This is a genomic window from Parabacteroides sp. AM17-47 (assembly GCF_003434625.1).
GTDB classification, from domain to species: Bacteria; Bacteroidota; Bacteroidia; order Bacteroidales; family Tannerellaceae; genus Parabacteroides; species Parabacteroides distasonis.
Window position 1 is genome coordinate 122,033 of the sequence record NZ_QTLI01000014.1, and the last position, 13,527, is coordinate 135,559.

11 protein-coding genes are annotated in these 13,527 nt (G+C 48.4%); 4 read left to right on the forward strand and 7 right to left on the reverse strand.

The features are described 5' to 3' along the window. Positions 1–40 precede the first annotated feature (40 nt). Both DW205_RS12835 and DW205_RS12840 read left to right on the forward strand, forming a co-directional pair. Complete coding sequence (locus tag DW205_RS12835; RefSeq protein WP_005864045.1) at positions 41–1,174, forward strand: glycosyltransferase family 1 protein; 1,134 nt, start codon at positions 41–43, stop codon at positions 1,172–1,174. Between the two features lie 23 nt (positions 1,175–1,197). Further along, complete coding sequence (locus tag DW205_RS12840) at positions 1,198–2,262, forward strand: glycosyltransferase (protein ID WP_005864043.1); 1,065 nt, start codon at positions 1,198–1,200, stop codon at positions 2,260–2,262. Positions 2,263–2,275: 13 nt separating this feature from the next. On the opposite strand, the gene DW205_RS12845 is transcribed toward DW205_RS12840, so the two are convergent. The 6 genes from DW205_RS12845 to DW205_RS12870 all read right to left on the reverse strand — a co-directional run bounded on the left by DW205_RS12845 (position 2,276) and on the right by DW205_RS12870 (position 7,704). Next, entirely contained in the window at positions 2,276–3,139 is an 864-nt protein-coding gene (locus DW205_RS12845; RefSeq protein WP_005864041.1) for a hypothetical protein, read from the reverse strand. 6 nt (positions 3,140–3,145) lie between these two features. Further along, entirely contained in the window at positions 3,146–3,880 is a 735-nt protein-coding gene (locus tag DW205_RS12850) for a lipopolysaccharide kinase InaA family protein (RefSeq protein ID WP_005864040.1), read from the reverse strand. Further along, on the reverse strand, positions 3,864–4,919 hold the full coding sequence (locus tag DW205_RS12855) for a glycosyltransferase family 9 protein (protein WP_005864039.1): 1,056 nt from the start codon (positions 4,917–4,919) through the stop codon (positions 3,864–3,866). The genes DW205_RS12850 and DW205_RS12855 overlap by 17 nt, the downstream gene beginning before the upstream one ends. Next, positions 4,919–5,524, reverse strand: a complete 606-nt coding sequence (locus tag DW205_RS12860) for a DUF4254 domain-containing protein (protein ID WP_005864038.1) — start codon at positions 5,522–5,524, stop codon at positions 4,919–4,921. Before DW205_RS12860 ends, DW205_RS12855 begins: the two co-directional genes overlap by 1 nt. A gap of 84 nt (positions 5,525–5,608) precedes the next feature. Continuing rightward, a complete protein-coding gene (locus DW205_RS12865; protein WP_005864037.1) occupies positions 5,609–6,292 on the reverse strand; it encodes a response regulator transcription factor in 684 nt (227 codons plus the stop codon). Then, positions 6,289–7,704: a sensor histidine kinase KdpD gene (locus DW205_RS12870; RefSeq protein WP_008778801.1), complete on the reverse strand. Its 1,416-nt coding sequence runs from the start codon at positions 7,702–7,704 to the stop codon at positions 6,289–6,291. Before DW205_RS12870 ends, DW205_RS12865 begins: the two co-directional genes overlap by 4 nt. A 160-nt stretch (positions 7,705–7,864) precedes the next feature. On the opposite strand from DW205_RS12870, the gene DW205_RS12875 reads away from it, so the two are divergent. Further along, complete coding sequence (locus tag DW205_RS12875; RefSeq protein WP_005860706.1) at positions 7,865–8,743, forward strand: GLPGLI family protein; 879 nt, start codon at positions 7,865–7,867, stop codon at positions 8,741–8,743. Next, the gene (locus DW205_RS12880) at positions 8,740–11,265 is read left to right on the forward strand and encodes a carboxypeptidase-like regulatory domain-containing protein (protein WP_005864035.1); all 2,526 of its coding nucleotides are present in this window, start codon (positions 8,740–8,742) and stop codon (positions 11,263–11,265) included. The genes DW205_RS12875 and DW205_RS12880 overlap by 4 nt, the downstream gene beginning before the upstream one ends. 20 nt (positions 11,266–11,285) lie before the next feature. Here DW205_RS12880 and DW205_RS12885 read toward each other — a convergent pair whose 3' ends face one another. After that, positions 11,286–13,460, reverse strand: a complete 2,175-nt coding sequence (locus DW205_RS12885) for a S8 family peptidase (protein WP_172514243.1) — start codon at positions 13,458–13,460, stop codon at positions 11,286–11,288. Positions 13,461–13,527 lie beyond the last annotated feature (67 nt).

Below are 13,527 nucleotides of genomic sequence, written 5' to 3' on the forward strand. Positions count from 1 at the left end.
ATTATATCGTATATTTGCCCAATATATCGAATTCAAGCCTATGAAGATCGCTTTCGACGCAAAACGGATTACGCATAACGCTACCGGACTGGGTAATTATAGCCGGTTCGTAGTGAATAGTTTGTCCACTTCTTTCCCGGAGCATATCTATCAACTCTATACGCCGGGCAAAGGCAAAGAGGCGTTACGGAAACGGATCGAGGAGCGTCCAAGTGTCTCATTCCATTATCCGGAAGGCAGGTTCGATAAACTATTTCCGTCTTTATGGCGTACCTCCGGTCTAACGACTACGCTTCGAAAAGAGCACGTAGATCTGTTCCATGGCTTGAGTAATGAGATTCCTATGAATCTAAAACAGAACGGAATCCCAGCGGTCGTAACGATACATGACTTGATCTTCTTGCGTTACCCGCAGCTTTATAAACCGATCGATCGTTCCATCTATACCTACAAATTCAAGCAAGCTTGTTTACGATCGGACAAGATCATAGCGATCAGCAGGCAGACGATGCGAGACATCCGGGACTTCTTCCACATTCCGGAAAGCAAGATCGAGGTTGTTTACCAAGGTTGTGACCCGATATTCGGGCAAGCGGTTCAAGAAGACGTGAAATCGTCCGTACGCGAGAAATATCAGATAAACGGGCCTTATATATTATATGTAGGGAGCATCGAGGAACGGAAGAATTTATTGCTTCTGGTAAAAGCCCTGAAAGCCCTGAAAGAAGATATCTCCGTGATCGCTATCGGTAAGCATACGCCTTATACGGATACGGTAGAGACCTATATCCGGGAAAACAACCTGTCCGGTCGCGTCCGTATCTTGACCCATATACCTTTTAACGAATTAGCCGCTTTCTATCAGATGGCGACCTTATTTGTATATCCCTCGTTTTTCGAAGGATTCGGTATCCCGATATTAGAAGCCCAGCTTGCCGGTATTCCGGTGATAGCGGCTACCGGTTCTTGTCTGGAAGAGGCGGGCGGATCGTCCGCTCTATATACCGATCCGAGAAATGAGCAAGAACTGCGCGGCTTGATAGAGTCCGTATTGAACGAGCCGAAGCTGGCCGAATCCATGCGTTCCGGCGGACGAGAGAATATACGGCGATTCATGCCCGACGTATTAGCGGCTCATTTCATGCGAGTATACGAGAATATCTCACGATCTTAGCAAATCCATTTTATCCATACACAATGAATATACTTTTAGTCTATAAAGAAGCCGACATAGCGACCTACAAAATGCTGGAAGGATTGTCCAAGCTTGAGGACTTCAACATCTATATCGCTTCCCCCCAATCGTATACCGACAAAAAGATCTATGGGAATTGTACACCCTTGGATCTGCCGGTCATTACCTCGAAGTTCAACTGGAACGTTATTCGTGCCCTGCGCGAAATCATCAAGACTTATCGGATCGACCTTATCTACTCACCAAGTAGTTCCGGTTTATCAAACGCTTTATTCGCCTCCATAGGCACACGGGCGAAGAATATCGCATACCGAGGCACGCAGGCTAAATTGAAGCGGTTCGATCCGACCTATTATCTAGGCATATTAAATCCCGCCGTGGAGCATGTCGTATGCGAGACCAAAGATATCGAGGAATATCTCTCCCGATTCATCGCACGAAAAAGACTAACAACCAGCACAAAGCCATTTGATATCGATTGGATCAAGGAGGCAGTCCGTACGCCCAAACAAGCAGACGATATTCCGGACGACGCCTTTCGTTGCATCTATATCGGAGCGACGAAGAACAGGCCGTTCAAAGGCTTAACCGATTTGATTCATGCGTTTATCTTATTGGATGATCCACGGGTACATCTTACAATCGTGGGAGAATATGGGGAAAATGATTTCCAATTAGCCCAACAGTCGAAGGTAAGCGCACAAATTCATTTTCTGGGACAGCGTTCCGACGCCATCTCTTTTCTGGTCACGTCCCAGTTGTTTATACTTCCCTCGCACCGGGATGCCTCCCCGAGAGTCGTGCGGGAGGCTATGGCTTGTTCCGTTCCTTGTATCGTAACAGACATACCGGGAGCAAGAGACTTAATCATAGACGGAGTCACCGGATTGTTAGTGCCGCCTTCTTCTCCTCAAAAAATGGCGGCGTCTATCCGCTCGCTTATCGATAACCCGGAGCGATTGGAAGCGTTCGCCAAGGCCTCACGTGAGCATATCATCCAAGATTTCAGCGTAAAGGCTTATACAGATGGCTTCGCCACGTTATTCAGGTCGATCAAGAAAGCATAGATTATTTACAGATTCAGAAACAACGGATATAAGCTAATGAATAGCTATCATAAAGATGGTCCTTCATTCCATGTTTATATTGGAAGGACAAGATATTTTTCTTAAGCTCATAATTTAGCTTTGTCCGTAGAATCATCGGCTTATCCCCATTATCCCGATATCCCCGGAAACCGGCATAATTACAATCCAACGAGAACCCCCGATAGGTCCCTAACACACCTGCCCCATAACAGAAAGCGTCGTTCTGACGATTAACGACATCGTTAGTCATCCAACAATAAAAACCCGCTAAAGCTTGCACACGGATCGAAGCGTTTACATCTTTCCGCTTCCACAACGTACGTCCCAGATTGGCGTCGAACCAATAAGAGGCCGCATCCGTATAACGAGCGTCGCACAAGCGTCCGCCACTGGCGGTTTTCAGGTTGGCGCTTACCACGATATCCATCCATTTCTCGCTCCGGAGGGCTTGGAAATAAAAATTAAAGATCACGTCGCCCCGGCAAACAATCGGGGATTTCAGTTCTACCGCATAACGCTCATCCCGCACTTCCGGCGACATCTCATACCATTCTTGGAATACCCAACTGACATTCACCCCTACACGCCCCTTTACGACAGGAATGTACAAACGGGTAAAGATATCTTTCGTCTGATCGCCTCGCGTCTTATGATATTCCCCCCGAAGCTCCACTTCCCAACGGCTGGACAGGCTTCCTCCTACCAACTCGGGAATCGGAAAGGCATTTGGCCCGAAATAACGGGGCGAGTAAGTCAGATACTCTACCTTTTCCCACCATTCTAACGCCTTAACCGGAGATACATAGGCCAAAAGACAACTAACAACTAAACAGAACCGGAGTATTTGTATTTTCATAAAAGTCTATAATTCAAATTCAATCTCATGCTTCAACGCATATCTCTTCCAGAAACGATTTCGATAGTATAATATCCAACGAAGGCATTCCGCTTTATCAAAATGCCGGCTCTCGGCATAGGTCTCTGCCATTAAACGAAAAGCGGCTTCCCGTCCCCACAAACGGGAGAAATTCGCGCATCCTCGTTTCAGCGAGACAGGCCCGAAGTGCATCCGGTTTATATCGATCAAGGAGAACTTAACCCCTTCCTCCGTACGATCGTACAATACATTTCCGGGAGAGAAATCGGCATGATAAACCTCCGCCTCATGCAACTTTGCCATATAAGTACCTAACGCACGGAAAATATCCTCGTTCTCCTCTACCGGACGCTGTCCGACTTTATACAATGTCTTATAGCTGGATTGCAGACTGATAAAATAACTATATTCCAAAAACCCTTTCTTCCTAAAAAGGATATAAGCGATCGGGGCAGGAGTCTCAAACCCCTTGGCAACCAATCGCAGAGCGTACTCATAGGCTCGCACAGCCTTAGGCTGACGGAAAAAACGATAAATAACACGGTTTATCAAGAGGGGGATTCTATACCGCTTGACATTCAGTTCCACACCATCTACCTCAAAAACCTTGATCTCATTCCTCGCCTTATAAATCGTTTTTCCCTCTTCTGAAAATATACGAGGTACACGCCTTACAAAATCCTCGAATCGCCCGTACGCCGGGTTAATGATCTCCTTCATCCGAAACCATTTCATTTAAAGAGGTTAATACCTTGTTTATGATTAGATCCGGATTGAGCTGTTTCATACACGCCCAATCCTTCCGCAGGCAGGGCTTTTGGCCGAATACGGAACAAGGACGGCAAGGTAAGTCCAACTGGATACAATCCTCCGGATCCTGATGATATCCGTAAAATCCGGCATAGGGATGGGTAGCGCCCCAAACGGAAAGCACCCGTGTACCGACCAAGGAAGCAAAATGCATATTGGCGGAATCCATGCAAATCAACAGATCCAACCGACTGATCAAGGCCAGTTCCTGATCCAAGGAATACTTGCCCGCCACGCTTTTTACCCGGGGATACTCAAAAGCCCATTGATCCAAGAGCGCCTCCTCGTAGCCACGACCACCGAACAGGAAGATGGTAAAATCCTCTCGATCGGAAAGCTCGGCCATGACCAGCTCCATCTCCCCGGTCGGATAAATCTTTCCCCGGTGCTTGGCGAAGGGGGCGATACCGATCCATTTGCCCGTCTTCGTTCCCGCAAGGGGTTCCAAGGCGGATAAATCAGGGGTCGAGGTCTCATAAAGCGAGGTGAACGATTCCGTATAGTTAAGCCCGGCGTTGCGGAACACATCCGCATAACGTTCGATCACCGGGCGAAGTTGTTTAAATCGTTTATGCTTCGCGTCGGTCAACCGGGCACGATCTTTCCGGGCCTTATCCACGACAAACACCCGTCTGCCGTTCAAGCGGAACAGCGTACGGATAATCATGGTTCGCAACACATCGTGCAAATCCAGCACCATATCGAAATCGTATTTCACCAAGGCAGAGGCAAAACGAAGCAATCCCGCCAACGTTTTCTCCGTGCTCTTCGTATTGATACCGATCACGTTCACGTTCTTCGGGCGGTTGATAAAAACCGGGATCAAGAACGCTTGCGTCAACACGGTAAACGAGTCCGTAGGATTCGCCTTGGCTGCGGAATAGATAACGGGAACGGTCATCGCCACATCCCCGATAGCCGAAAGTCGTATTACTAATATATTTGCCATTATTTCTTACCGTACAACACAGGATTCAAGGCCGGGTCGTTGTACATCTTCATTTGCTTGTAGACCTTCATGTATTTCTTACCGTCACGGATATCGGATAGCAATTGATCCAAAGCCATCGACAAATCCTTCTTCTGTTCCAACAAGACGGCCAACTTCTGCTCACAACGAGCCTTATGCTCGGCAGTAGCGTCCGGACGGTTTGCCTCCTCACGCATATGATAGATCTTAAGCGTAAGGATCGACAGACGATCGATCGCCCAAGCCGGGCTTTCCGTATTGATCGTAGCGTCCGGCAATACTTTCACGTTCTTGTATTTATCCAGAAAGAAACTATCGATCAACTCTACCAAATCCGTACGATCTTGATTCGACTTGTCGATGCGGCGTTTGATAGCCAGCGCTTCCACCGGGTCGATCTCCGGATTCCGGATAATGTCCTCCAAATGCCATTGGACGGCATCGATCCAGTTCTTAAGATAAAGATAAAACTCGATGCTCTTTACCGCATAGGGATTATGCACTGTAGCATCTACATTGTCAGTTACATGATAAGCCTCCGTAGCTTGCTCAAAAATGCGGAAACATTGTTCGCTGAAGTTCATATATGATTCATTTTCTTTCTGTGAATACTTTGTGGGACAAAGATAATGCTTACGGATCAGAAACCCAATTCTACCGGATAAATTCTATCCTCTTAGCATATATCCTTTCTTCGGCAAGGATACGATGCCGGTAGACGGATCGTTATGAAGCGCTTTACGGAGATAGGTGACCTGCACATTCAAGGCCAGGGAGTTGGCGTATGAGCTAGTTCCCCAGACGGTTTCCAACAGAAGGTCACGATCCACCGCCAGATTCAGGTTTGTCGCCAGGATTCGCAGAAGATCCGCTTGGCGGGAAGTGATCAATACCTTGTTATTGCCCGTACGGATCTCATTCGTGGTATAGTTGAAGGTCGTGTTTCCGAAATGGAAGCTCTCCTCCTGCACGTTTTCATGGACACCGATCTCAAAACGGTCCTTGATACGGGCGATCAGCTCTTCCGGATAGAAGGGTTTCGCCAAGTAATCGTTTCCGCGCAAGCTAAAACCTTTCAAACGGTCGTTCTTATCGGAACGGTCGGAAAGGAAAAAGATCAAGACATGGCGGTCTTGCTCACGGATCTTTTCCGCTACCTCGAAACCGTTTAGGCCGGGCATGTTGATATCCAGCAAGACCAGGTCCGGTTTCACGACCGGGAATTGCTCCAAAGCCATGGTACCATTGCCGGTATAAGTCACCTCATACCCCTCCCGTTCCAAGAATCGCTTCAAGACGAGGGAATACTTAAGGTCATCGTCAGCGAAAAGTATTTTCAATGTCGATTTCATAAGGCTGTAGTCGGTAGATTTATAGTAATTCGAGTGCCTTCACCTAATTCACTTCGCAGGGATACTGAACCATGATGCGCCTCTACTATTTGGCGAACGTAGCTCAATCCCAACCCAATACCGGGAATTTGCTTATCAGGCAGATGAGACGAACGGTAAAACTTCTCGAATACCTTTCGCCGCTCATCCGGAGCGATACCGAAGCCATTATCCGAAACGGTCAATTCCACCCCTTGCTGATTCCAAAGCACTACGATATCGATATTCACTTCCTCTCCCGAATATTTGATCGCATTCTCTATCAAGTTAGACAAGACATTCGCCACATGTACCGGATCGGCCGTCAGATCCGGCATATCCGGGGGAAAGGCCGTCGAGAAAGAGACTTTTTTCCCGGCGGGGATATTGGTTAGGCGTACCACCTTCTCCACCAACTCACGGAGATTAAAAGCGGAAGGTCTCAGAAGCGTCTCCCGCTCGTCCGCACAGACCATATCTTTCAATTTTCCCAGATAGGCGGAAAGATTATCCAACTCGAACATGGAGTCTTGAAGGACCCGTTCCGTCGTGGCCTCATCCATCCGCATCTCCCGGTCATTCAAGAAAGAGACGAATACCTTCAAGGTTTGTACCGGTCGCCTCAGCTCATGGATCATCGTATGCACGAACCCCTCACGCAACTCGTTCAAGCGCATTTGCTCCCAGATCGTACGGATCTGGAAACCCAAGCAAGCCAGCAATAACAAGATAAGGAAAATACTTAGGAAAAGCTGCCATCCCATCCGGCCCAATAACGGATTTATGGGAAGATCCACATCCACCCACACCGCCATTCGCTCGATCGGGGCGAACACATAGCATATCGAGATAGAGGTTGAAAACAGGTTTTTCGATAATGGGAACCATAAGGCCGATGACTGTCCGGACAATGTATCGCTCGCTACGAACGGACGTACCCGATAATCCAGACCGGGCAGACCGGCAGACAAGATGGAGTCCAAACGCTCTGCGGAGAAAGGCACGAAGAACTCCACGACCGAACGATCTACCCCAACTAATAAGCTATCTTCCGGCATATTCGGGTCCAGATGAAGCCGAAAACTATGGATCTTTGTCGTATCCTTGGGATAAAGCTGGAAACCGAACGAGTTTTTCAACCCGTTTAACACGCTATCACCAGACTGGTATTTCGACTGGCGTTCTATGATATAAGTACCTTTCGTCATCTCCGCCTCTTCCTTCCGTATACGAAATTCCTCCTGCCCGGCATGAAATACCTCACCGGCGATCTCATCCGCATAAGTACACATCTCGTACCGGAACTGATTGAACAGCCAATAGCCTTGTACCCCGATCGCCGCCAAAGCCGCCGACAACGAGATTACCCATATCCATCGAATTCTCTTTCCCATGTCTCATTCCTTTCCGGCAAAGATAGATAGCTACTCCATGATTACAACGTACATGTAGCCATTTTTATAAGCGGAGTAATATTTCAGTAATAAAAATCTTCCTTACGGCGAACGTTCCTCTCTTACATTCGCGACAAATAACTTCTAAAACCAACAGATCATGAAACGAATCATAGCGACAATCGGCCTGCTTTGCGTAGGTCTGTCAGGGGCGGGACACGAGACGAACGCCCAAGTGACAATCAACATCTTCAACCTAAACGACGTACTAAGAGCCAAGCCCATCGACGAGACACGTTTCACGGTACAATACCAAACCACGTCCATGCCGGACACGCTCCAACCCGACAAGAAAGAGGAAGAGACCCTCATGCTGAAGGTCGGGGATAAATGCTCCGTTTACTATAGTTACGCCAAATTCCTCACCGATTCCGTACTAGAGGCCGACAAAGCCGCCGGAGCCTCACAAGAAGTCATCAATGAACACCTGCAACGATATTCCTCCAAGACCAATGCACAGGTCTACAAGAATTATCCGGCGGGAAAGACCACGACCTTGGATGCCCTTGCCGCCAGTCGCTTTCGCTGCGAGGAAAAGGAGGAGCGCCCGGAATGGACCTTACTGCCCGATACGATGACCATCCTGTCCTATCCTTGCCGGAAAGCGACCTGTCATTTCAAGGGCAGGCATTATGAGGCTTGGTACACGCCGGAGATACCGAAAAGCGAGGGTCCTTGGAAATTATGCGGATTACCGGGCCTGATCCTAAAAGCCCAAGACAGCCAAGGACATTACACTTTCATCTGCACGGGTATCGAACTGAGCCGGGGTAAGAACCCGATCCTTTTCGGGGGAAACGATTTCGAGCCGATCAGCCGCAAGAACCTGCAAAAGGCTTACGAACGATATGCCGCCGATCCTATCGGATACATCGCCTTGACCTCGCCACAGGTGAAAGTGACCGTCACCGACGATAACGGAAAACCTTACCAACCCAAGAACATGCCGTATAACCCTATAGAAAGGGAAGAAAGATGAAACGGATCATACTGCATATACACACTTTTTGTTTACTTACGCTGCTCTGCCCGGCAGGATTGGCCGCCCAATCCGTCATCCGAGGGATCGTGATCGACAGGGAAAGCCAACTGCCGGTAGAAGCGGCCACCGTGCAATTAACCAGAGGCAACGTCTCCTTTCCTATCAACTATACGTTAAGTAATAATGAAGGGACCTTTACCCTCACCCAACCGAAGCGGACGGACTCACTTCTCGTCTCCGTCTCGCTCTTAGGGTACCAAACCCAGCAACAAGCCGTACATGCCGGACAAACGCTTCGTTTTGAGATGGAGCCGCAGGTATTCAGCCTAAAGGAGGTGAAAATCCATCCGGGACGTGTCTGGGGGCGGCAAGATACGATCAATTATGATGTCACCCGCTTTCTCTCCCCAAAGGATCAATCCATCAAGGACGTATTACGGAAACTTCCGGGTATCGATATCGATGATCTGGGGAAGATCTCTTACAACGGGAAAGAGATCCGTAATTTCTATGTGGAGGGACTGGATCTCACCAACGGGAAATACAAGCAAATCAGCGAGAACCTGCGAGCCGACGCCGTACAGAACATACAAGTGATGGAGAACCACCAACCGATCCGTGTGTTACAGAGAAAGATCAAGACCGAAGACGTAGCGTTGAACCTCAAGCTGAGACCGGAATTCCGAGATCGCTGGTTGATCAATGCCGAAGGCGGTCTCGGCGCATCCCCGTTCTTATGGAAAGGAGCCGCTGACGCCTTGCAGATCAGCCGCAGCAGCCAATCCGCTTATCTATATAAAGGGAATAATACCGGGCAGGATGTATCGGACGAGCAAAATACGCTTACCGAATCACCCGAATCCCGTTTATCCGAGCCCAAGGTTCCCCAATTTCTGCTACAGCCCTCATTCTCCGCCCCGCTAAAGAAAGAGCGCTGGCTGTTCAACCATATACACAGCCTATCCGCAAATCGCCTATATAAACTGAACGAGAACACCCAACTCCGTATAAACGCCGGTTATATCCACGACCGGCAAACACAGGAAAGGGGGAGTGAGACGACTTATTACCAATCCGAGGATACGATTCATCTAACGGAGCAAAGCGATAGCCGCATTCGCTCGGATCAAGCCAACCTAAATATCGGAGTGGAAAACAACTCGCAGGAAAGGTATCTCAAGAACCAGTTCTCAGCCACCGGAGATTGGCAATCCAGCCTTTCCCATATAACCGGAAACACAATTTCCACCGGCCGTACAACATTGGACCAACGCATCAAAACCCCGAACCTCGACTTGCGTAATAATTTACGGAGCCTGTGGAGCTTGGACAAATACACGTTGGAAGTCCAGTCTTTGCTCCGTTACCACAGCAACGCGGCCGATCTTCGCTTGGATAATTACCCTTATCCAATGAACTTACGCGACTTTTATACCGATAATTCCTTTTCATTCCTGAAAAAGAACGGTTCCCTCACCCAGCGATATACGGTGGGCATAAACGGGGAGATCAGCAATATCGAGAAAAGCCTGCAAACTTATCTCTCACCCGATTACCAATGGAATACCTATAAATGGACCCTATCCCTCAGCGCCCCTCTCAGATGGACCGGATATACAGGGGTCGGTTTCTCCCGCATCTCGGTTAATCCGTCCCTGTCCATTATCTACAAACTGAATTACGCATGGCGTTTCACGGTACACGCCTCCTATAAGGAAAGATACGGAGAGATGACCGACTTATACGACCGGCCTTATCAAACGGATTACCGGAATAGCGTCTGGAATTGCGGAATCCTCCCGGTTTACAGACAACAGCTTTATTCCGTTTATGGGGAGTACAAGAATACGGCACGGGAATTCTTCGCCACGGTAAACCTGACACACAACCGGGAGTGGTACAACCGTATATACGAGCAACGTATAGAGAACGGACAGATACAACGAGTCTCCTTACCACTGTCCAACCACGGTTCCGGATATACCGTCAAAAGCACGCTATCCAAAGGCTTTTACGATCTAGGGCTAAAGACCTCGCTCCTGGCGCTCCTCAATATCAGCAAGGCCGAGCAAATCAGCGGGGGACAAAGGCTTCCCTATCAATATCGTCTCATGCGCCTAGAACCCAAAGTGATCTGGACTCCCAACCGCCATTGGGAGACCAGTTACCAAACCGATATCCGGTACGGAGGAAGTAAAATAGGAGAACGTACCCGTTTGGCGCCCTTATGGAACGTCACCCAACAAGTACAACTCTCCTACATTTTCTCACCCATAGAGGCAAGCCTTTCCGTAGATCATTATCACAATGACGTGAATGAAGACCAATCCGTCAACGCCGTTTTCGCGGACTTCTCGGTCTTATGGAAATCCCGGCGTTTGCAAATCACCGCCACGGCGACAAACCTGTTCGACAAACGTACCTACGGATACACGCGATACGCATCGTTGGAAAGCTATACCTCATGGGTACGTATCCGTCCCCGGGAGTTTCTGGTAGCGATCCGCTACCAGCTATAAACGATCCAGACGAGTCCGGGTTATAGGCGTATCTTCCGCTCCACCGTACCCTCTGCCGTATCTATCCGTATGAAATAAACGCCGGGCTGGACATTTCCCAAGGAAACAGCGTAATCCACCGACGCAGGTAAACCGACCTTCTTTTCATACAGATGACGACCCGAAGCGTCATACACATGGATACTGAACGAACTAGGGACCTCCGCCCAACGGACATGGAAACTTCCTTTCGTACCGCTAGCATATATGGACACGGCCTCTTGCGGAGCCTCCTCGAATACGTTCTCCGTAGAGGTAGGAATTCCCAATATATCCAGCAAACCTTTATACACGTCTATTTTTCCCCATCCCCATTGCTTGTTCGGATAAGAGAGCGGCTTATCCTGAACAGACGTACGGGAGAAAACATCCTTGATATCATCCGGGGATAAAGTAGGGTTCGCCTGTAGCCAAAGAGCGATACTGCCTGTCACGAAAGGACAAGCCATTGGTGTACCACTCATATAGCCCCACGGATATCTATGTCCATTAAATGTGGAATAACGAGCCTGATATACCTTGTCTCCTTCACCGGTCTCACCCTCCAGATAGAATGAGTTATAAGAGGACGCCACCCAAAGTCCGGGTGCTGTTATATCTGGTTTCATGCGATTATCAACCGTAGGGCCTACGCTTGAAAATGATGTTAACTCACCCAAACTATTACCTGGCCAATAAGAGGTACCCCCATCTACATTTACCGGGCATATACGAGTGGCATAAGCCCCGACAGCTATCACATTTTTGGCCGATGCCGGAGAGCCGATAGTAAAATCTCCCGTTCCGATCGTATAGGGATCCCCCTTTCCCAAGTCCGTAAATAAGCTCTCGCCATTGTTGCCCCAAGCCCGGACCGGCGTGTTATTTGTCGCCACATGAAGTAAGAATATCTTTTCATTTTTGGTGCCTTCCGGATAATTGAACTGAATAAAAAGGCGGTATCTCCCATTAAACACATATAATTCAGATTCCATTCGCGCCTCATACACCAACGTACCATCCACGCTCTCACTAGTAAAAACAGAAGATTTAGGCATTGTATCCAAGGCAAAGAACCCGGTCGTATTTAATATCTCATCGCTTTCACTATCATACAGATCCAGGCAAACAGAAAAAGGTTCCCCGGGCTCGTCCGCCCAGATATCCACCAATCCATAAGAAATATCCGTATTAGACCTGCCAACAAAAGTACGCAAGGTATCCGAAGGCGACATCAGTTCGGTATATACTGGCATGTCCCTAGAATTTCCCATAGCCACCGTGATAATTTTACCCGGCCCGACCATTCGGTCCAACATTATATCCATAAAATTAGTACCATCGTGTCCTCCAATACCATCCCCTAAACTAAGATTCACCACGCAAGGTCTACCCTGTTTCTCGCTCTCTCTGAATATATAGTCCACTCCGTCTACGATATCGGAGTTCTGCATGGTAGTAGCCACCAAGATCATATCACTCTCGTTGGCAACACCTTGATAGGGCGTATCAAACCCTCCTCCGGCAGCTATGCCCGCGACATGGGTACCATGCGTATTTACATCCGAATCAAACGAGCAAGCCGCATCCAGCAGTTCCTCTTCCGTCCTGTATTCCGCTTTACTATAAGGACTCGTTTGGTCCCAAACTTGTTTGATACGATACGCTTTACCCTCCTTGTCATAGAAATTCGGGTGAGTAAAATCAAATCCACTATCGACTACACCCACGATAACCCCCTTGCCCGTATAAGGCTGGGGAAGCTTAGTCCCCGCATAGGCGTCCGCCACGTCCGAGTAGTAACGGGCCGAGTCCATACTGGCCCTCATAGGTTGTGAAGCGGATACATATTGGATACAACCCAGCTCAGACACCGACTCCACGGCAGACAGGGGGATCAACACCGTAGCGATATCTCCCGTCCTTGTCCGGATACGGCACCCGGCCGAATCCAAGGAAGCCCATCCCTCATCCGTCGCCACCTTCACGAAAGCCGAGAGATAATCTCCCGAGATAGAACTCCTCAACAACGAGTTCGCCGTATCTTTCTTCGCTAATTTGTCTAAAAGAATGCGTGTATAGGGAGACATCTTGGAATACGTAGGTTCTTGGGCAAACATCCCTCCTACCACAAAAATCGCTAGAAGCAGCGATAACAAAATAGATTTTTTCTTCATATTAACCATCTTTTCTATTATTTTTCTATTATATTTCAATCAAGACGTAAAGTTCATCTCATCGCCC